This is a genomic window from Nonomuraea sp. NPDC050783, from assembly GCF_040802095.1.
Classification (GTDB): domain Bacteria; phylum Actinomycetota; class Actinomycetes; order Streptosporangiales; family Streptosporangiaceae; genus Nonomuraea.
The window spans coordinates 132,571-151,152 of record NZ_JBFAHK010000007.1 but is presented as its reverse complement, the minus strand read 5'-3'; the positions used below and the strand labels follow the sequence as shown (position 1 = coordinate 151,152).

Sequence of the window (18,582 nt, the reverse complement as noted above, 5' to 3'; positions counted from 1 at the left end):
GACGGAGCCGTGCCGGGCAGGGCCGTACCGGGCAGGGCGCCGGACGGAGCCGTACCAGGCAGGGCCGTACCGGGCAGGGCGCCGGACGGAGCCGTACCAGGCAGGGCCGTACCGGGCAGGGCGCCGGACGGAGCCGTGCCGGACGGGGCCGTGCCGGACGGGGCCGTGCCGGACGGGGCCGTGCCGGGCAGGATGGCGCCGGGGTCGGTGGCGGGCGAGCCGGGGGGCGAGGTCAGAGCGGGGACGGCGGTGACCGGGGGGAGGGCGAGGCCGCTGTCGGTGGCGGACGACTCGCGTAACAACACGAACGCCGACGCCACCGCCGCCGTCGTGGCCAGCACCAGCCCGCCGGTCACGACGAACCGGCGCGCGGGGGTGAGCGTGCCGGCGGCCAGGCAGGCGGCGGCGGCCGAGCCGGCGGCCGGCCGGGAGCGGGGCAGCAGCGCGACCAGCGGCACGAGGAGCAGGCCGAGCCCGGCGCGCCCGCGCTCCTCCCAGTCGTCCCCGTACGCGACCGGCGCGACGTCCTCCAGCTCGGCCAGCAGCTCCTCGGCGGAGGCGGGCCGGTCGGCGGGGTCCTCGGCCAGGCCGCGCGCGACGAGCGGGCGCAGCGCCTCCTCGACCTCCTCCAGGGCGGGCGCGGCCCGCCGGTGCTGGAGGGCGGGGGCGGTGGCGTCGTCCCCGGGAAAGGGGCGGTGGCCGGTCAGGCACTCGAAGAACACCGCCGTGGCGGCGTACACGTCGGTGGCGGGCCCGGCCGGGACGCCGTCCCGCTGCTCAGGCGCCGTGTACGCCGGCGTGCCGGCGTGCCCGCCCTCCTCCCCCGGGCGGGCCACGACGCCGAAGTCGACCAGCTTGCTGTCGCCGTCCTGGGTGACGAGCACGTTCTCCGGCTTGAGGTCGCGGTGCGCCACACCGTGCCGGTGAGCCTCGGCGAGGCCGAGCAGGGCGCCTTTGAGCACCACGAGCGCGACCTCGGCACCGGTACGGCCCTCGCGCTCCAGCAACCGCCGCAGCGGGACGCCGTTCACCAGCTCCATCACGATGACCGCGTCGCCGGGCAGTTCGGTGTAGTCGATCAGGCGGGCGACGTGCGGGCTGTCGATCTCCGCGAGGAGGTCGGCCTCGTCCCGGAACCGCCCGGCGAACTCGGGGTCGTCCCGCAGCGACCTGGCCAGATACTTGATCGCCACTTCCAGGCCGTCGGAGTCGCGCACGGCGAGCATCACGCGACCCGTCCCGCCGCGGCCGAGTTCCCGGATCTCGGTGTAGCCGGGAACGCCCATAGGAAGACCTCCTGACCGGATATGCACCTGATGCCAGGACGGTAACGTGATGTCACTCCCGGTGTCGAGACCCTTCTTCCGAGTAACCATCGCGAACGACCCCGGAGGGCGCCCGGATGGGCCGGCCGGTCCGGGTGCCGTCGCGTGGCTGCGTGGCGCGGGTCAGGCGGGCGGGCGGAGGGCGTCGCCGAAGGTCTCCCGGTGCCGGGTGAGGTAGTCGGCGTCGGCCAGGTAGAAGCGGTCGTCGCCGCGTTCGAGGTGGCGGGTGAAGCCCGGGTGACCGGCGGCGGCCTGCTCGCGCATGTGGCGTACCAGGTGGTCGAGCCGGGCCAGCGCGGTGTCGATCAGGGCCTCGCGGCCGGCCGGGTCGAGCCCGTAGGCGTCGGCGAACAGCCGCAGCCTGCGGGCCTGGCCGCCCACCGGCTCGCCGGCCAGCTGCCGGGGGTCGGAGAGCGGGACGAAACGGTAGGCCGCGTAGGCGACGTCCCAGACGCGCGGGCCGGGGTGGGCGGTGTCGAAGTCGATGAACGCCACCGGGCGGCCGTCGCGGAACACGCAGTTGTACGGGGCCACGTCACCGTGGCAGACCACCTCCGCCGGGGCCCTCGGCGGGAAGTACCACGTCAGGCCGGAGCCCCGCGCCCCGTCCGGCCCCCCTCCGCGCCCCGGCCGCTCCAGGAAGCCGGCGGTGGCGTCGTGGAACGCGCGCAGCAGCCGCGCCACGTCCTCCAGGACGCCGTCCGCGCGTGCCCATCCGGGCAGCGGGTAGTCGGGCACCTCCCCGGGCAGGTGGTCGAGCACCTCCCGCCCCTCGGTGTCGATGCCGTGGGCCCGCGGTGCGCCGGTGAAGCCGCGGTCCGCCAGGTGGGCGAGGAGGGCGTGCACGGCGGGCGTCCAGGGGCCGGTGAGCCGGCGCACGGTGGCGCCGATCCGTACGACCTGGTTGACCCGCTCCCCGAGCGGCTCCTCCACTCGCGCCTCCCGCCCTCGACGATCACCGCCACCGGCCAGTCTGCCACTCCCCCGCGAACCCCCGCGCACCGATCCCTCTCCCCGGCCCCAGGGACCGTCGCACCACTCTGCCTCAATGAGCGGGGCGGGCTTCGGGTTCGGGGAGGGCCGCGCACCGGCGCCGGGTCAGGGGGGCCGCGACGGCGAAGGCCAGGACCGCGCACCTGCCCTGGGCGAGGGCCGTGGAGGTGGGCACCCAGGGCAGATCCCCCAGGTCACCCAGGGCCGCCGCGGGCGGGAACAGCAGCAGCGCCGCCCGCCGGCCCGCCGCGCGTGCGTCCGCGCCGCGCCCCAGCAGGTCGGCCACGTCGGCCAGGCCGGGGCGGACCTGTCCGGGCCGCGCCCCCGCCAGGAGCACTCCCCGGCATCTCCGCTTCGTGCCGCGCCCGGTGGTCGCGGGGGTAGCAGGCCAGCAGCCGCCAGTAGCGGGTTTCGAGCCGGCTCAGCGCCGGTAGCGGGTTTCGAGCCGGCTCGCGCCGTACCGCCGGCTCACGCCGTGCCTCCCGCGCCCATCACGCGCAGGCGCGCGGTGGCCGCCCTGGCGTGCCTGCGCATCCGCTCGGCCTCCGCCGCCAGCCGGGCCGCGCCGGCGCCGGTCAGCCGGTAGTAGCGGCGGACGCGGCCGTCGACGATCTCCTCCCGGTCCTCGGTGATCAGGCCCTCTTCCTGGAGCCGGTCGAAAGCGGCGTACAAGGTGCCGGCGCGCAGGCGCACCTGGCCGTCCGAGATGCGTTCCACGTCGGTGATGACGCCGTACCCGTGTTGTGGACCGGCGGCCAGCGCGGTCAGGATCAGGAAGGTCGGCTCCTGCATCTTCCTCATGTGATCAATATATAACGACCATCTGCCTATAGGAAGCGCCGGCCGCCCGCCGAGGGGGTCAGCGGCGGGTGCTGAAGGCGACGGCGGTGGTCGAGGCGATCGTGCTCACCAGGACGACCATGACCAGGACGGAGCCCAGGGGGTTCCTGTGGTGGGCCGGCGGCGCGGCCACCTGCTGGACGCGGGCCGGCGGGCTGGGCCGCGGGGTGGGAGCGGGAGTCGGGGCCGGAGACGGCGCCGGAGGCGGGGCGGGGGCCGGGACCGGCACGGGGACCGCCGCGTGAGTCGGGACGGCCGGGCGCGGCGCGGGCGGACGGGGAGTGGGGGGCGGGGGCGCGGGAGGGCGCGAGCAATCTCCCACCTGGACGTGGACACCGCACACCGCACCGGGATAGATCGTCATCCCCGGCACCGTGACCTGGGGCACGGGCCGCCGCGCGCCCAGCCGCACGGCGATCGAGACCTGCGGGATCGGCAACCGCCGCACCCGCACCCCCGGTACTGACCCGTCCTTCGACACCTTTCTCGCCCCGGCTCCGGGGACGGCCCCGCCCCTGGGGACCTTCCTGGCCCCGGCCCCGGGGACGGCCCCGCCCTTGGGCACTTTCCTCGCGCCCGCGCCCGGGACGGCTCCGCCCTTGGGCGCCTTGTTCGGCCATATGTCTGTGATGGAGCCGCGTTTGGGACCCTTCCCGACCGGTATGCCCGGAATCGGCCAGGGAGGGGGGCCACCCGCCCGCACGCCCCGCACGGACCGCATGGACCGGCGCTCGGGGGCCTTCGCCCGCAGGACCGACACGGGCCTGAACGTGCGACCCCGCACACGGACGGCGCCCGGGACGGATCCGTTCTTCCGTCCCTGCACGACCACGGCGAGGGGGACGCCCCTTCCCGCGGCCGAGCCGCCTCCGGAGACCTCGCCGCCGGAAGGCGCGGACCGCCGCACCGGCACCCGGGACGACACACCCGAACGCGGCTCCCGGTCCGCGACCGCGGACCCGGCCGCCGCGGAGCCAGGCACTGCGGACCCGGCGACCACAGAGCCGGCGACCGCAGGCCCGGCCGCGGGACCGGTCACCGCAGAGCCAGCGGCTGAGGAGCCGGTCACCGCAGGCCCGGCCGCCGCAGGCCCGGCCGCCGCAGGCCCGGCCGCCGCAGGCCCGGCCGCCGCAGGCCCGGCCGCCGCAGGCCCGGCCGCCGTAGGGCTCGTGGTTGTGGGGCCGGTGATCACTACGGTGAGTAGGGTGCCGCCGAGCAGCAGCAGTGACGCGGCGCGGTATCCCGCCCGCGCGGCGCGCCCCGCGTCCGTCACTCGCCCTGCCCCGGCGGGGCCCTCCGCTGCCGGGCGTTCCGCGCGGGGGGCGGGGCCTTCGTCGGGGGTGCTCACATGCCCCCGCCGATCCGGGCGAACTCCTGCAGCGCGCCCCGGAACGCATCCGGCCCCACGGCCAGGGGCCCGTCGAAGGCGCGGGAGATGTCCCAGGTCAGGTAGACACCGAAGCCGAGCAGGCCGGCCATGGCGAGCATCGGCATCAGGGTGAGGCCACGCGGCCGGGCGCCGGCGAGGAAGGGGAAGACGACGACCATCACGCCGGTGAGGATGGTCAGGAGCAGCAGGCCGTCGGGCGGGGTGGCGGCGGCGTCGGCGGCGCGCTGGGCACGTGCGGCGGAGATGGAGGCCAGGTGGTCGAGCAGGCCGGACTTGGCGTCCTCCTGGTCGGTGCCGCTGACCTTGAAGTCGCCGACGCGGTTGCGCAGGGTGTCCATGCGGGCGGCGCCGACAGGGTCCATGCGGCCCTGGGCCATCAGGGGCCATTCGTCGCGGACGACGAAGGTGACGTAGTCGCGCAGCGCGGAGCGGACCTGGCGGGCGTCCTCGGCGGGCAGGGCTTCGGCGGCCCAGTAGGCGTCGATCGCGGCCTGGCTCTCGACGTGGGTGTTCTGCCGGGCGGCGTCGGCGGTGGTCCACGGCACGATGATCGCGATGGCGAACACCAGCAGGAACAGGGCCGACAGCATGGCTCCGGCGTGGCCGGCGCTGGGGCCGCCGGGATCACGGTCGTCCTCGGCCCGGCGGACCAGCCGGAACAGCAGGGCGGCGAGCAGCACCACACCGCCCGCCGCGAGGATCGAGAGCGCGTACGCCACCATATGATCTCCCGAAACACTTCGGATACGCAGTGTCATATTACTATCACACTGCGCAATGATGGCGTGAGGCCCGGAAAGGTAAAGCCGCGGTAATGGCGAGGCCGGGACCAGGGCGGCGAGGAGGGGGGTGGTGGAGCCGGGGCGGGCGGTGGAGCCGGAACCGGCGGTGGAGCCGGGGCGGCCGGCGGATGGGTACGCTCAGCCGCCCCGGGTCACCGCGGGATCCGGCGCCGGCATGGCGGACCGGCGACTGCCGTGGCATGCGGCCACGAGGGCCCGCGGCACGTCCGCCCGTCACCGAAGAGATCCGGGCCGTCCCTCCGCGAACGACCCGGGGGTTCTCCGTCTGCGCCCTTCCCACGGGGGACGCCTCACATGATCGCCCCTGTGCCGGCCCGGCGCGTCAGGGGTCGTCCCAGGGATTTCCCCAGACATCGGGGGGTTCGAGCAGGCGCAGGAGCTCCAGCCAGCCGTGGAAGGGCTCCGGGCGGTCCGAGCCCTCCCGGGTGACCCGGCCGTGGACACCGTCCGGGCCGTGCTCCAGCTCCACGACGAAGCGCATCACGCCTCCAGCGTCACCGTGAGCGTATGGAGACGGCCCCCCTACCGCCTTGGGGTCGCACCTGGGGATAACCCCTGGTTTCGCCGCCGGCTCTGGACACGAGGACAGACAACTGTCACTTGAGCCGGATCTGGGGTCGCGTCACGTTGGAGTCCTGAGCGTGCGGAGGCCGTCGTGGCTGAGCGTGGTGGGAGCTTCGTCGGGCGCGAACGCGAGCTGAGCCTCCTGGGCGAGGAGTTCGCGCGGGCGCGGGCCGGGCTGCCCAGGCTCGTGGTGGTCGAGGGCCCGGCGGGCATGGGCAAGACGACCCTGATCCACCGGTTCCTGGCCGGCTGCGGCACCGGGAACGTGCTGTTCAGCGACGGCGACGAGAGCGAGACGCTGCTCCCGTACGGGACGCTGACCCGGCTGTTCGGCGGCGAGCCGCCCGCGCCGCCGGCCGCGCTCGGCCCGCTCGGCGAGGCCGACCCGCTGGCCGTGGGCGCGGCGCTGCTGGAGGTGGTGAGCGAGCGGCAGCAGCGCGAGCCGCCGCTGTGCCTGGTCGTGGACGACGTGCACTGGGCGGACGGGCCGACGCTGCGCGCGCTGACGTTCTGCCTGCGCCGGCTGCGTGCCGACCGGGTGCTGGCGGTGCTGCTGATGCGCGAGGCCGCCGCGCTGCCCGGCCCCGAGGGGCTGCTGCGGCTCATCGGCGCCGACGGCACCCGCCGGCTGCGGCTGCCGGGGCTGGGCGTCCCCGAGGTGGAGTCCCTGGCCGCCGGAGCGGGAGGGCGCGGGCTGTCGCGGCGGGCGGCCGCGCGGCTGGTGGCGCACACCGAGGGCGTGCCGCTGCACCTGCGGGCGCTGCTGGAGGAGGTGCCGCCGGAGGCGCTGGACGACGTGGCCAGGCCGCTGCCGGCGCCCCGCTCGTACGCGCTGCTGGTGCTGGCGAAGGTGGCCGGGTGCGCGCCGCCGGCGCGGGAGCTGGCCGGCGCGGTCAGCGTGCTGGGCCAGGCGTGCCCGCTGCACCTGGCCGCCCGCGTGGCCGGCGTCGGCGAGCCGCTGGAGGCGCTGGAGGAGGCCGTGCGGGCGGGCGTGCTGGTGGAACGGTCCTCCGCGCGCGGTCCTGTGGCGGCCTTCGCGCACCCGCTGACCCGCGCGGCCGTCTACCAGGACCTGGGCCCGGCGCGCCGGGCGGCGCTGCACGCGCGCGCGGCGCTGGTGGCCGAGAGCGGGCAGGCGCGGCTGCGGCACCGGGTCGAGGCGGTGGCGGGCCCGAGCCCGGAGCTGGCGGCCGAGCTGGCGGAGCTGGGCCGGGCGCAGGTGCGGCTGGGCGCGTTCGGCAGCGCGGCGGGGCAGCTGAAGGCCGCGGCCGAGCTGTCCGCCGATCCCGCTCCGCTGGCCGCGGAGGCGGTGGAGGCGCTGCTGCTGGACGGGCGGGTGGAGGAGGCGGCGGCGCTGGCCGCGGCGCTGCCGGAGCGGGCGCACCCGGCGGTGCGCGGCTACGCGCTCGGCCATCTGGCGATGGTGCGCGGCCGGGTCGAGGAGGCCCGCGCGCACCTGATCGCGGCGTGGGAGCGGGCCGGGCCGCCGGAGTCGGGGCTGGCGGCGCGGGCGGCGCAGCAGCTCGCGATGCTCTGCCTGGTCAGGGCGGAGGGCCGGCAGGCGGCCCGGTGGGCGGAGCGGGCCAGGAGCTCGCCCGGCTACCGCTCCAGCGTCGACTACAACCGTTACACCCAGCTCACCGGCCTGGCCGTGTCCGGCGCGGCGGAGGCGGCGCTGGACCTGGCGCGGGACCTGCCCGCCCCGGCATCGGCGTCGATCGCCGAGCTGGACGCGCTGCTCGGCCGCGGCCTGCTGCGCACCGTCGGCGACGACCTGCCGGGGGCGATGGCGGACCTGGCGGGCACGGTGGCGGCGTGCGGGGAGCGGTCGGTGCCGTTCCGGATGCTGGCCACGGCGATGCTGGGGCAGGCGGAGTACCGGGCGGGCCGCTGGGACGACGCGTCCCTGCACACCGAGACGGCCGCCTCGGTGGCCGACGACGCCGACCAGCGGTGGTTGTCGCCGGTCTGCCACGGGCTGGCCGCGCTGGTCCCGGCGGCGCGCGGCGACTGGGCGGCGGCGCGGGCGCACGTGGAGGCGGCGCTGGCGGGCAACGAGGCGGGCGCGGTGGCGGCGCTCGCGCACGCCTGCGCCGCGGCGGCGCACCTGGCGGCGGCGCGGGGCGACCACGCGGGGACGGTGGAGGCGCTGGAGCCGCTGCTGGCGGTGCGGGTGCACGACGTCGTGTACGAGCCGGGCGTCGTCCAGTGGCTGGACCTGCTGGTGGAGGCGCTGGTGGCGCTGGGCGAGCCGGCGCGGGCCGAGGCGCACCTGGCGCGCGCGGAGCGGCTGGCGGCGGCGCGCGGGCGGCGCTCGGCGCTGGCCGCGGCGGCCCGCTGCCGGGGCGTCCTGCACGCGTCCCGGCACGAGAACGAGCGGGCGGAGGCGGCGTACGCGGACGGCCTGGAGCACGCCGCCGCGGTGGGGCTGCCGTTCGAGGAGGCGCGGCTGCGGCTGGCCCGCGGCCGTCTGCTGCGCAGGCTGGGCCGGCGCAGGCAGGCGCAGGCCGAGCTGGAGCTCGCGCTGGCGCTGTTCGCCCGGCTGGGCGCGGCCCCGTACGCGCAGCGGTGCGAGCGGGAGCTGGGCGCGTGCGGCGCGCCGCGGCCGGAGCCGGGCGCGGCGCCGCTGCTGCGGCTGACGCCGCAGGAGCGGGCGGTGGCGCGGCTGGTGGCGACCGGCATGACGAACCGGCAGGTGGCCAGGGAGCTGGTGCTGAGCGTGAAGACCATCGAGTACCACCTGGGCAACGCCTACGCCAAGCTCGGGGTGAGCTCGCGGGTGGGGCTGACGGCCAAGCTCATGCACTGACGGCCCGTACGCGGCGGCCGCCGCTGGACGGATTTCCGGGCATGACGGGGCGGGCTGACCATTCGTCCAGCGGCGCTGTGGTGTTCGCGGGATGTTGTGCACCATGACCACCGTGAATCTCAACGGCCGCAAATTCGTGATGGTGAGCTCGACGGCGAGCGTGGTGGATCCCGACAGCCCGACGGAGTTCCTGTACTGGGAGTCCGACGGGGTGGTGTGGGGCAGTTACACGGGCGACACGGTGACCCAGGGCCGCTTCGTCGGCACCCGCGAGGACGAGCGGGTCCAGATCTCCTACGTGCACGCGCTGAAGGCCGGCGGCACGGCGGCCGGCCGGAGCAGCAGCCGCCTGGAGACCGGCGAGGACGGGCTGCTGCGCCTGGTGGAGGAGTTCAGCTTCGACGGCGACGACACGCCGCACGTCAGCGTGTGCAGGGAGGTCGTGGACTAGGGCCGCGCTCAGTCGTCCTTGCGCAGGGCCGCCCGGCCCTCGGCGGCGCCGACGAAGCGCATCTTGCCGAGCGGCACCTCGCCGCGCTCCTCCGGGGCCGGGCGGCGGGCCTGCCGGGACGCCTGCCGGCCGTCGCCGGGCAGCACGTACGGCCGCCGCAGCACCTCGTCCAGGATGAAGACGGTCTCGGTGGCCTTGACGGCGGGGATGTTGGCCAGCCGGTCGGTGACCATGGTGTGCACGGCCGCGACGTCGGCCACCCGTACCTGGATCATGGCGTCGTGCTGGCCGGTGGTGATCGCGCAGTACTCGACCTCGGGCATCCTGGCCAGCTCGGCCCGGAACTGCTTCCACATCTGCTGGCGCACGGTCACGAAGATCAGGGCGGTGATGCCGAGCCCGGCGCGCCCGTGGTCGATCTCGGCGGTGAAGCGCTTGATGGCGCCGTCCGCGCGCAGCGCCTCGAAGCGGGTGTAGGCGTTGGCGCGGGAGATGCCGACCCGCTCGGCGAGCGCGGCGACCGAGATCCTGCCGTTCTCGCGCAGGACCTCAAGGATCTTCAGGTGGGTCTCGTCCAGTTCGAGACCGATGCCGATCCGTCCAGGCTGACCGCCACCGCCGACACCATTTCTGGAAATATCACTCATCATTACCTCAGTGACCTTTATATACGTCTTACGGAGCGCACAGTACCTGGACGTTCTGCCGCACAATCCTCGGCATCTCTCTGCTGAACGTCCAGATCTTGGAGGACCTCCATGGCGACCCGCTCCCAGACGGCGGCTGTGCTGCTCGCCGGTGCGCTCACCCTCGCCGCCTGCGGCAGCGGCGGCACGTCGTCGCAGGCCCCCGCGGGCGGCGGTGGCGGCGGCGCGAAGACGCTCGTCATCGACACGTCCTTCGACCTGAAGACGGCCGACCCCGGCCGCACCTACGAGCCGACCGGCCTCATCGTCGGCAAGGCGCTCTACGAGACGCTGCTCACCTTTGACGGCTCCGACGTGACCAAGCCGGTGCCCGCCCTCGCCGAGTCGTACGAGCTGAGCAAGGACGGCAAGACGCTGACCCTGAAGCTCAAGAAGGGCGCGACCTTCTCCGACGGCTCGCCGGTGACCGCCGACGACGTGGTGTTCTCGCTGACCCGGGTGCGCGACATGAAGGGCACCCCGTCGTTCCTGCTGGACGGCGTCGAGGTGGCCAGGACCGACGACACCACGATCACCCTGACCTCGAAGGCGCCCAACCCGGCGCTGCCGTACATCCTGCCGAACCCGGCGCTCGGCGTCATCAACAGCAAGCTCGCCAAGGAGCACGGCGCGACCGCCGACCCGCAGGACAAGGCCGAGCAGTGGCTGAACTCCAGCTCCGCCGGGTCAGGCCCGTACACGATCGAGTCGTTCAACGTCAGCAGCCAGGTCACGCTCAAGGCCAACCCCAAGTACTACGGGACCAAGCCCACCTACGACAGGGTCGTGCTGCGCAACGTCGAGGCGGCCACGCAGAAGCTGAACGTCCAGCGCGGCGACAGCCAGGTGGCGCTCAACCTGTCCGGCGACCAGGTGACCGGCATGCCCGCGACGCTGCAGGTCAAGAAGACCGCCTCGGCCAACGTCATCTTCCTGCTGGCCAACCAGGACTCCGCGGTGAGCAAGACGACGACGAACGCCAAGTTCGTCGAGGCCGTGCGCAAGGGCGTGGACTACGCGGGCCTGCTGGAGCTGGCCGGCGAGGGCTCCACCCAGGCGCCGGGCGTGATCCCGTCGCAGCTGCTCGGCGCGCTGCCGGCCGACCAGGCCGCCAAGCGCGACGTCGAGGGCGCCAAGGCGGCGCTGGCCGCCAGCGGCCTGTCCAACCCGACGGTCAAGCTGGAGTACCCGAGCGAGCTGACCGTGAACGGCCTGTCGTTCCAGCCGCTGGCCGAGCGCATCCAGGCCAACCTCAAGGAGGTCGGCATCACGGTGGACCTCCAGCCCGCGCCGGTGACGACCGCGCTGGACAACTACCGCAACGGCAAGGAGGAGATGGGCCTGTGGTACTGGGGCCCGGACTACCCGGACCCGAGCGACTACCTGGCCTTCCTGCCCGGCAAGACGGTGGGTCTGCGGGCCGGCTGGAAGGCGGGCGCGGCCAAGGAGATCGAGGCCGCCGGTGACAAGGCCGCCACGGCGATCGGCGACGAGGCCCGCAAGGCCGCCTACGCCGACGTGCAGACCAGGCTCAACGCCTCCGGCCCGTTCGTCCCGCTGGTCCAGCCGTCCCAGAACATCGTGACGGCCGCCTCCGTGACCGGGCTGGAGTACCACCCGGTGTGGACGGTGGACGTCGCCGACCTCGGTGTGAAGTAAGTGAAGCCGAAGGCGGGACGCGAGGGAGCCGGCCGGCGGGTGCCCCCGCTGGCCCGCTTCCTCGTACGGCGGGTGCTGCTCGCCGTGCTCATGGCCTGGGGGATCACGCTCGTCACGTTCGTGCTGACGAACCTGGTCCCCGGCGACCCGGTGGCGGCCAACCTGGGGCAGCGGGCGCTGGGCGACCCGGCCATCGTGGCGCAGTGGCGGGCCGAGCACGGCCTGGACAAGCCGCTGTGGCAGCAGTACCTCCTGCACCTGCAGGGGCTGCTCCACGGCGACCTGGGCCTCAGCCAGCAGAGCCACCGGCCGGTCGCCCAGGACCTGGCCGAGTTCGTGCCGGCGACGCTGGAGCTGGCCGGCGCGGCGATCCTGGTGTCGCTGGTGCTGGGCGTGGCCTTCGGCGTGATCGCCGCGCTGCGCAGGGACCGGCTCTCCGACCACGCGCTGCGGCTGCTCAGCCTCGTCGGCATCTCGGTGCCGACGTTCTGGCTGGCGCTGATGGCGTTCTACGTGTTCTTCTACCGGCTGCAGCTCACCCCGGGCAGCGGCCGGGTGGACGTGGCGCTCGGCACGGCCCCGCCGGTGACCGGGCTGCAGACGGTGGACGCGCTGCTGGCGGGCCGGTGGGACATCTTCGTCTCCGCCGCCGGGCACCTGGTCACGCCCGCCCTGGTGCTGGCGCTCTACACGATCGGCCTGCTGACCCGCTTCACCCGCTCGGCGGTGCTGGAGGTGCTGGGGCAGGACTACGTGCGGGCGGCCCGCGCCAAGGGCCTGCCCGGCCGGGTCATCCTGTTCCGGTACGTGCTGCGCTCGGCCCTGGTGCCGGTCATCACCGTGGCCGGCCTGGCCTTCGGCAGCCTGCTGTCGGGCACCGTGCTGGTGGAGGCGATCTTCGCCTGGCCCGGGATCGGGCAGTACGCGTACAAGAGCGCCACCACCCTCGACCTGCCCGCCGTCATGGGCGTCGGCCTGGTCGTGGGCATCGTCTACCTGGTCATCAACCTGGTCGTGGACGTCCTGTACGGCGTCATCGACCCCCGAGTGAGGTTGCAATGAGAGGCGGTCTCCTGCGGAGGCTCCCCGAGGCGTGGCGGCAGCCGCTCGCCGTCAGCGGCGCGGTGCTGGCCGCGCTCTGGCTGGTGGTCGTGCTGGCCGCGCCGCTGCTGGCGCCGCACGACCCGCTCGCCCAGGACCTGCCGCGGCTGGCCCCGCCCGGCCCCGGGCACTGGTTCGGCACCGACCAGCTCGGCCGCGACATCCTCAGCCGCGTCCTGTACGGGGCGCGGGTGTCGATCCCGCTGACGCTGCTGCTGGTCGCGCTGTCGGTGGTGATCGGCGGCCTGCTGGGCGCGTGCGCCGGATACTTCGGCCGCTGGGTGGATGAGACGATCATGCGGGTGGCGGACCTGGTGTTCGCCTTCCCGACGGTCATCCTGGCCATGGTGGTGGCCGCGGCGCTGGGCGCGAGCCTGGCCAACGCCGTGCTGGCGGTGCTGGTGGTGGCCTGGCCCGCCTACGCCCGCGTCACCCGCGGCCTGGTGCTGGGGGTGCGCGAGCGGGAGTTCGTGCTGAGCGGGCGGCTGCTGGGCTTCTCGGTGTGGCGCTCGCTGCGGGTGGACGTGCTGCCCAACATCACCGGCCCGGTGCTGGTGCTGGCCACCCTGGACATCGGCACCGCGCTGCTGCTGCTGTCCGGCCTGTCGTTCCTCGGGCTGGGCGCCAAGCCGCCGTCCCCGGAGTGGGGGGCGATGGTGGCCTCCGGCGTCGAGGTGTTCGACAGCTGGTGGGTGGCGACCTTCCCCGGCCTGGCGATCCTCACGGTGGTGCTGGCGTTCAACTTCCTCGGCGACACCCTGCGGGACGCCCTCGACCCGCGGACCGCCCGCGCGATCAAGGAGCGTGCGCTGTGACGGCACTGGACATCGCCGGGCTGGAGGTCTCGATCGGCGGCCGGGAGGTGCTGCGCGGCGTGGACCTGCGGCTGGAGCCCGGCAGGGTGCACGGCCTGGCCGGCGAGAGCGGGTCCGGCAAGACCATGACCGGCCTGGCGGTGCTGGGGCTGCTGCCGCACGGCGCGCGGGCGCGGGGCACGATCCGGCTCGGCGGGCGCGACCTGCTGACGCTGCCGCCCAAGGAGCTCAACAAGGTGCGCGGCGGCGAGGTCGCCATGGTCTTCCAGGACCCGGCCACCAGCCTGCACCCCATGCTGACCGTCGGCCGGCAGCTCACCGAGCACATGCGCCACCACCTGCGGCTGGGCAGGGCCGAGGCGCGGGCGCGGGCCGTGGAGCTGCTGGGCAAGGTGCGCATCCCGGGCGCCGCGCAGGCGTACGAGCGCTACCCCCACCAGTTCTCCGGCGGCATGCGGCAGCGCATCGCCATCGCCGTCGCGCTGGCCTGCTCGCCCAAGGTGCTCATCGCCGACGAGCCCACGACCGCGCTCGACGTGACCGTGCAGGCCGGCGTGCTGCGGCTGCTGCGCGGCCTGTGCGACGAGCTGGGCCTGGCGGTGCTGCTGGTCACCCACGACCTCGGCGTGATGTCGGCGGTCGCCGACGAGGTCAGCGTGATGAAGGACGGCCTGGTCGTGGAGTCCGGGCCGCGCGGCCGGGTGCTGCGCGAGCCGGAGCACCCCTACACCCGATCCCTGCTGGAGTCCCTGCCCGACGCGGAGGTGCGATGACTGCCCTGGAGACGGATCCCCTGCCGGCCGAGGCCCTGCTGAGCGTGGAGGACCTGGTCGTCGAGCACCGCTCCCCCGGCCGGCCGCCGGTGCGGGCGGTGGCCGGCGCCAGCCTGCGGGTCGGCCCCGGCGAGGTCGTCGGGCTGGTGGGCGAGTCCGGGTGCGGCAAGTCGACGCTCGCCCGGGCGGTGTGCGGGCTCAACCCGGTCACCGCCGGGTCGGTCACCTTCGAGGGGGAGTCGGTCACGCCGCTCGGCCTGCGGCGCAGGCGGCTGACCGGCATCCAGATGGTGTTCCAGGACCCGTACACGTCGCTGAACCCGCGCCGCCGGATCGGCGACCAGATCGCCGACGGGCTGCGTACCGCGCGCGACACCACCACCTCCCCCGCCGACCTGCTGGAGCGCGTCGGCCTGCCGCGTGACTTCGCCGGGCGGCACCCGCACGAGTTCTCCGGCGGGCAGCGGCAGCGCGTGGCCATCGCGCGGGCCCTGGCCGCCCGGCCGCGGCTGCTGATCGGCGACGAGCCGATCTCGGCGCTGGACGCCTCCGCGCAGGCGCAGGTGGCGCGGCTCATGCGGGACCTGGCCGTGGAGTCGGGGGCCGGGCTGCTGTTCATCAGCCACGACCTGTCGGTGGTGCGGCTGATCGCCGACCGGGTGGCCGTCATGTACCTGGGCAGGATCGTCGAGGTCGGCCGCACGGAAGAGGTGTGGGCCGAGCCGCGGCACCCGTACACGCGGGCGCTGCTGCGGGCGATCCCCCACCCGGACGGCGCGGGCGTGCTGCCCGCGGAGCTGCCCGGCGACGTGCCGGACCCGGCCGAGCCGCCCGCCGGCTGCCGCTTCCACCCGCGCTGCCCGCTGGTGATGGACCGGTGCCGGGAGGAGGACCCGGCGTTCGGGCCGGTCGCCTGCTGGCTGCACGAGCCCAGGTGAGGCCGCCGCCGGAGGCCGGGCGGGCGCCCCGGCTGGCCGCCGCGCGGGCCGCCATGACGGCGGCCGGCGTGGACGCCCTGGTGCTGCGGCCCTCGCCGGACTACCGGCTGCTCGGCGGCCGGGACGGGGACGGCTTCCTCGTCGTCACCGCGGACGCGGCCGTCGAGACCGGCGACCCGGCCGCGCTGGTCCCGGCGGGCGCGCGGCGCGTCGCGGTGGACCCGGAGATGCGGGTGCGCGAGCTGTTCGCGATGACGATCGGGGCCGAGCTGGTGCCCGCCTCGGCGGTGCTGGCGCCGCTGCGGCTGCGCAAGGAGCCGGAGGAGGTGGCCGCCGTCGAGCGGGCGGCGCTGCGGGCCGAGGAGGTGCTGCGGCAGGCCGGCGAGCTGGCCTGGTTCGGCGCGACCGAGCAGGCGATGGCGCGGCGGCTGCGGCTGCTGGCGCTGGAGTCGGGGTGCGAGGAGGTGCTGGCGCTGCGGGTGGCGGCCGGCGAGCACACGGCCCGGCCGCGGCACCGGCCCGGCGGCCGGGTGATCAACCCGGGGGACGCGCTGCTGGTGTCGCTGTGCGGGCGCTGGGACGGCTACTGCGCCGAGGTGGGGCGGGTGTTCGCGGTCGCCGAGCCGCCGGAGGACTACGAGGCCATGTACACGGTGGTGCTGTCCGCCCACCGCGCGGCCCTGGCGGCGGCCCGGCCGCCCGCCCCCGCCCGCGCCGTCGCCCGCGCGGTCGGCGAGGTCATCGACGCCAGCGGCTACGGCCGCTTCGCCGCCGGGCACGCCGGGCGGGGCGTCGGCCTGGGGCCCGAGGAGGGGCCGTGGCTGGGCGAGGAGGCGCCGCTCGCGCCCGGCATGACGTTCTGCCTGGAGCCGGCCATCTACGTGCCGGACCTGTTCGGGGCGCGGGTGGCGGACGTGGTGGTCTGCACCGGGTCCGAGCCGCTGGTCCTGAGCGGGGGGCCGCCGCCGCTGCGCGTCCTGGACCGGTGACGGCCGGCGCCCGCGCGGACGGCGCCCGCGCGGACGGAGGCCGTGCGGGCGGAGGTTGTGCGGCCGGGAGCGTGGGAGGCGGGGGCACGGGGGGCGGGGGCGTCGCCGGGCCGGGCGGGCGGGCTCGATACGCTGGATCGCGGCCGATCATCGGGGGGTGACGTGGGCCAGTTCGTGCTGCTCGTGCTGGTGCTGCTGGGCGCGCTGATCACCGTGCCGCTCGGCGAGCGGCTCGGGCTGCCCTCGCCCGTGCTGATGACCCTGCTCGGCATCGTGTTGGCCGTCCTGCCCTTCGTGCCGAACGTGGACGTGCCGCCCGGCATCGTCCTGCCCCTGCTGCTGCCGCCGCTGCTGTACGCCGCGGCGCGGCGCGTGTCCTGGCGGCAGTTCGCGGCCAACTGGCGGCCGATCTTCCTGCTGGCCGTGGCGCTGGTGTTCGTGACGACGGCGGCCGTGGCCGCGGTGGCGCACGCGCTGGTGTCCGGGCTGCCGCTGGCCGCCGCCGTGGCGCTGGGCGCGCTGGTGGCACCGCCCGACCCGGTCGCCGCCACGGCGGTGGCCGGGCGGCTCGGCCTGCCGCGGCGCATGGTGGCGCTGCTGGAGGGCGAGGGGCTGTTCAACGACGTGACGGCCATCGTGCTCTACCACGTGGCGATCATGGCCACGGTGACCGGCGTGTTCTCCTGGCCGGGCGCGCTGGCGGAGTTCGCGCTGTCGGCCGTGGTGGCCGTGCTGGTGGGGCTCGGCCTGGGCTGGCTGAGCGGGCGGCTGATGGACCTGCTCGGCGACGCCACCCTCCAGGTGGGATTGTCGCTGCTGGTGCCGTTCGTCAGCTACGCCCTGGCCGACGAGCTGCACGGCTCGGGCGTGCTGGCCGTGCTGACCAGCTCCTTCTACCTGGGCGACCGGATGGCCGACGCCGACGACGTGCTCGGCAGGTTCGCCGCCGGGACGTTCTGGCAGGTCGTCGAGACGCTGGTGACCGGGGTGGCGTTCGGGCTGATCGGCCTGGAGCTGCACGTGGTGATCGGCACCATGCACGGCCGGCTCGGGCCGCTGCTGGGCTGGAGCGCCGCCGTGGTGGCGGCCGTGGTGCTGGTCCGGCTGCTGTGGCTGCTGCCGGCGGCGTGGCTGGCGAAGAAGGCGGGCGGCAAGGCGTGCGACGACAGCGAGATCCCGCTGACCTGGCGCGAGACCGTCGTGATGTGGTGGGCGGGCATGCGCGGGGTGGCGTCGGTGGCGCTCGCGCTGGCCATCCCGCTGACGCTGGCCGACGGCTCGTCGTTCCCGGAGCGGTCGGCGATCGTCTTCGTCGCGTTCGCCGTGATCCTGGTGACGCTGGTCGCGCAGGGGCTGACGCTGCCGTGGCTGGTGACCCGGCTCGGCGTCAAGGCGGACACCGCGGCCGAGCGGGAGCTGGAGAAACGCCTGGCCGTCGCGGCCGCCAAGGCGGCCAAGCGGCGGCTGCGCGAGATCGACGCGGCCGAGGATCTGCCCGAGGACGTGGTCGAGCAGCTCACCCGGCGCATGCTGGGGTTCGGGCTGCGGATCAGCCCGGAGGCGGGCGAGGAGGAGCGGCAGGAGGCGTACGAGGCGCGGGCGCGGCGCGTCCGGCTGGTACGGCGGGTGCAGGGCGAGATGTTGTCGGCCGCCCGCCAGGTGGTGCTGGACGCCCGCCGCGACCCGTACGTCGATCCCGCCGTCGTGTCGCGGGTGCTGCGCCGCCTGGACGCCCGCAGCCTGAGGTGAGGCGTGACGGCGTGTCACCGCAGGCCGCGAAGGGTAATCATCCATCATGCTGCGCATCGGCACATGGGGGTCCGCCGGTTCCGCCGACTTCGTCGCCTGCGGATGGCGCGACCGCGACCCGGGCCTGTCGGAGCCGGGCATCAAGCTCGTCTTCTCGGCCGGTGGCCGGCTGCCGGAGTTCCCCGGGCTGCGCACCGGCACCCGGGTGGCGCGAGGCGCGGAGGAGATCGCCGCGCAGTTCTCGCGCGGCATGGACATCGTGCTCGTCGAGCCCGGCTCCTGCCCTGCGGCACCGGTGATGGCGGCGGGCATGTGGCACTACGGCTGGACCGGCGGCGACCTCGGCGCGCTGGCGGGGGCGGCGGTGACGGGGCTCGCGCTCGCCGCGCAGCCGGGGCCGTGCGCGGCGGAGATCTGCCGCGACGGGCGCAGCTCGCTCGACGGCCACCTGACGGCCGCGGCGGTCCGCGCGGGCCTGGCCTGCCGCTTCCCCGGCGGCCGCTACCGCACGCCGCAGGTGACGGTGCCGCTGGAGTCGGTCTGCCTCAGCCAGGAGGCCCCGTGCCGCGTCCTGATCGCGACCTGCGCCGGCGTCCTGTAGGGGGCGGGCGGTAGAGGGCGGGGCAGTAGGGGGCCGGACGGTAGGGGGCCGGGCGCGGCATGGCATAACGTCGCTCCGAGAGGCGCGGGCGCGGGA

At 75.5% G+C, this 18,582-nt stretch carries 18 protein-coding genes; 11 read left to right on the top strand and 7 right to left on the bottom strand.

The window, feature by feature from the left end; all coding sequences use genetic code 11:
- From AB0H75_RS20900 to AB0H75_RS20885, 4 genes are all read right to left on the bottom strand, one after another.
- Window positions 1-1,286: protein kinase (locus AB0H75_RS20900; protein ID WP_367798458.1), on the bottom strand; the 1,286-nt coding region annotated here is incomplete at its 3' end.
- Window positions 1,287-1,448: 162 nt separating this feature from the next.
- Window positions 1,449-2,258 carry a phosphotransferase enzyme family protein gene (locus AB0H75_RS20895; protein ID WP_367798457.1) on the bottom strand — a complete coding sequence of 270 codons (810 nt, stop codon included), beginning with the start codon at window positions 2,256-2,258 and terminating at the stop codon, window positions 1,449-1,451.
- Window positions 2,259-2,370: 112 nt separating this feature from the next.
- Window positions 2,371-2,655 carry a hypothetical protein gene (locus AB0H75_RS20890; protein WP_367798455.1) on the bottom strand — a complete coding sequence of 95 codons (285 nt, stop codon included), beginning with the start codon at window positions 2,653-2,655 and terminating at the stop codon, window positions 2,371-2,373.
- 131 nt (window positions 2,656-2,786) lie between these two features.
- Window positions 2,787-3,119: a PadR family transcriptional regulator gene (locus AB0H75_RS20885; RefSeq protein ID WP_367798453.1), complete on the bottom strand. Its 333-nt coding sequence runs from the start codon at window positions 3,117-3,119 to the stop codon at window positions 2,787-2,789.
- Window positions 3,120-3,187: 68 nt separating this feature from the next.
- Between AB0H75_RS20885 and AB0H75_RS20880 the strand changes: the two genes are divergently transcribed.
- Window positions 3,188-3,403 (top strand): hypothetical protein, encoded by a 216-nt coding sequence (locus AB0H75_RS20880; RefSeq protein ID WP_367798451.1) that lies wholly within the window; start codon window positions 3,188-3,190, stop codon window positions 3,401-3,403.
- Between the two features lie 1,099 nt (window positions 3,404-4,502).
- Here AB0H75_RS20880 and AB0H75_RS20875 read toward each other — a convergent pair.
- Both AB0H75_RS20875 and AB0H75_RS20870 read right to left on the bottom strand, forming a co-directional pair.
- Window positions 4,503-5,270: a hypothetical protein gene (locus AB0H75_RS20875; protein ID WP_367798449.1), complete on the bottom strand. Its 768-nt coding sequence runs from the start codon at window positions 5,268-5,270 to the stop codon at window positions 4,503-4,505.
- 403 nt (window positions 5,271-5,673) lie between these two features.
- Window positions 5,674-5,832: a hypothetical protein gene (locus AB0H75_RS20870; protein WP_367798447.1), complete on the bottom strand. Its 159-nt coding sequence runs from the start codon at window positions 5,830-5,832 to the stop codon at window positions 5,674-5,676.
- 174 nt (window positions 5,833-6,006) lie between these two features.
- Between AB0H75_RS20870 and AB0H75_RS20865 the strand changes: the two genes are divergently transcribed.
- Together AB0H75_RS20865 and AB0H75_RS20860 are read left to right on the top strand one after the other, a co-directional pair.
- Complete coding sequence (locus AB0H75_RS20865; protein WP_367798445.1) at window positions 6,007-8,724, top strand: AAA family ATPase; 2,718 nt, start codon at window positions 6,007-6,009, stop codon at window positions 8,722-8,724.
- A gap of 103 nt (window positions 8,725-8,827) precedes the next feature.
- The gene (locus AB0H75_RS20860) at window positions 8,828-9,175 is read left to right on the top strand and encodes a hypothetical protein (protein ID WP_367798443.1); all 348 of its coding nucleotides are present in this window, start codon (window positions 8,828-8,830) and stop codon (window positions 9,173-9,175) included.
- A gap of 8 nt (window positions 9,176-9,183) precedes the next feature.
- Here the strand turns inward: AB0H75_RS20860 and AB0H75_RS20855 are convergent, their stop codons facing one another.
- A complete protein-coding gene (locus AB0H75_RS20855) occupies window positions 9,184-9,825 on the bottom strand; it encodes an Lrp/AsnC family transcriptional regulator (RefSeq protein ID WP_367798441.1) in 642 nt (213 codons plus the stop codon).
- Between the two features lie 108 nt (window positions 9,826-9,933).
- On the opposite strand from AB0H75_RS20855, the gene AB0H75_RS20850 reads away from it, so the two are divergent.
- The 8 genes from AB0H75_RS20850 (at window position 9,934) to AB0H75_RS20815 (ending at window position 18,486) form a co-directional block, all read left to right on the top strand.
- A complete protein-coding gene (locus tag AB0H75_RS20850; protein WP_367798440.1) occupies window positions 9,934-11,520 on the top strand; it encodes an ABC transporter substrate-binding protein in 1,587 nt (528 codons plus the stop codon).
- A complete protein-coding gene (locus AB0H75_RS20845; protein ID WP_367798438.1) occupies window positions 11,521-12,582 on the top strand; it encodes an ABC transporter permease in 1,062 nt (353 codons plus the stop codon). It begins immediately after the preceding gene.
- Window positions 12,579-13,436 (top strand): ABC transporter permease, encoded by an 858-nt coding sequence (locus AB0H75_RS20840; RefSeq protein ID WP_367798436.1) that lies wholly within the window; start codon window positions 12,579-12,581, stop codon window positions 13,434-13,436. Before AB0H75_RS20845 ends, AB0H75_RS20840 begins: the two co-directional genes overlap by 4 nt.
- Window positions 13,433-14,209, top strand: a complete 777-nt coding sequence (locus AB0H75_RS20835) for an ABC transporter ATP-binding protein (protein ID WP_367798434.1) — start codon at window positions 13,433-13,435, stop codon at window positions 14,207-14,209. Before AB0H75_RS20840 ends, AB0H75_RS20835 begins: the two co-directional genes overlap by 4 nt.
- Window positions 14,206-15,147 (top strand): ABC transporter ATP-binding protein, encoded by a 942-nt coding sequence (locus tag AB0H75_RS20830; RefSeq protein ID WP_367798432.1) that lies wholly within the window; start codon window positions 14,206-14,208, stop codon window positions 15,145-15,147. The genes AB0H75_RS20835 and AB0H75_RS20830 overlap by 4 nt, the downstream gene beginning before the upstream one ends.
- Entirely contained in the window at window positions 15,144-16,136 is a 993-nt protein-coding gene (locus AB0H75_RS20825) for a M24 family metallopeptidase (protein WP_367798430.1), read from the top strand. Before AB0H75_RS20830 ends, AB0H75_RS20825 begins: the two co-directional genes overlap by 4 nt.
- Window positions 16,137-16,298: 162 nt before the next feature.
- A complete protein-coding gene (locus AB0H75_RS20820) occupies window positions 16,299-17,885 on the top strand; it encodes a Na+/H+ antiporter (RefSeq protein ID WP_367798428.1) in 1,587 nt (528 codons plus the stop codon).
- 46 nt (window positions 17,886-17,931) lie between these two features.
- Window positions 17,932-18,486 carry an acyclic terpene utilization AtuA family protein gene (locus AB0H75_RS20815; RefSeq protein ID WP_367798426.1) on the top strand — a complete coding sequence of 185 codons (555 nt, stop codon included), beginning with the start codon at window positions 17,932-17,934 and terminating at the stop codon, window positions 18,484-18,486.
- Window positions 18,487-18,582 lie beyond the last annotated feature (96 nt).

Bases quoted from the DNA above. Each gene is read 5' to 3' on its own strand.
- AB0H75_RS20830 (WP_367798432.1), top strand. From the start codon at position 14,206: ATGACTGCCCTGGAGACGGATCCCCTGCCGGCCGAGGCCCTGCTGAGC.
- AB0H75_RS20885 (WP_367798453.1), bottom strand. From the start codon at position 3,119: ATGAGGAAGATGCAGGAGCCGACCTTCCTGATCCTGACCGCGCTGGCC.
- AB0H75_RS20855 (WP_367798441.1), bottom strand. From the start codon at position 9,825: ATGATGAGTGATATTTCCAGAAATGGTGTCGGCGGTGGCGGTCAGCCT.
- AB0H75_RS20815 (WP_367798426.1), top strand. From the start codon at position 17,932: ATGCTGCGCATCGGCACATGGGGGTCCGCCGGTTCCGCCGACTTCGTC.
- AB0H75_RS20875 (WP_367798449.1), bottom strand. From the start codon at position 5,270: ATGGTGGCGTACGCGCTCTCGATCCTCGCGGCGGGCGGTGTGGTGCTG.
- AB0H75_RS20860 (WP_367798443.1), top strand. From the start codon at position 8,828: ATGACCACCGTGAATCTCAACGGCCGCAAATTCGTGATGGTGAGCTCG.
- AB0H75_RS20850 (WP_367798440.1), top strand. From the start codon at position 9,934: ATGGCGACCCGCTCCCAGACGGCGGCTGTGCTGCTCGCCGGTGCGCTC.
- AB0H75_RS20870 (WP_367798447.1), bottom strand. From the start codon at position 5,832: ATGCGCTTCGTCGTGGAGCTGGAGCACGGCCCGGACGGTGTCCACGGC.
- AB0H75_RS20840 (WP_367798436.1), top strand. From the start codon at position 12,579: ATGAGAGGCGGTCTCCTGCGGAGGCTCCCCGAGGCGTGGCGGCAGCCG.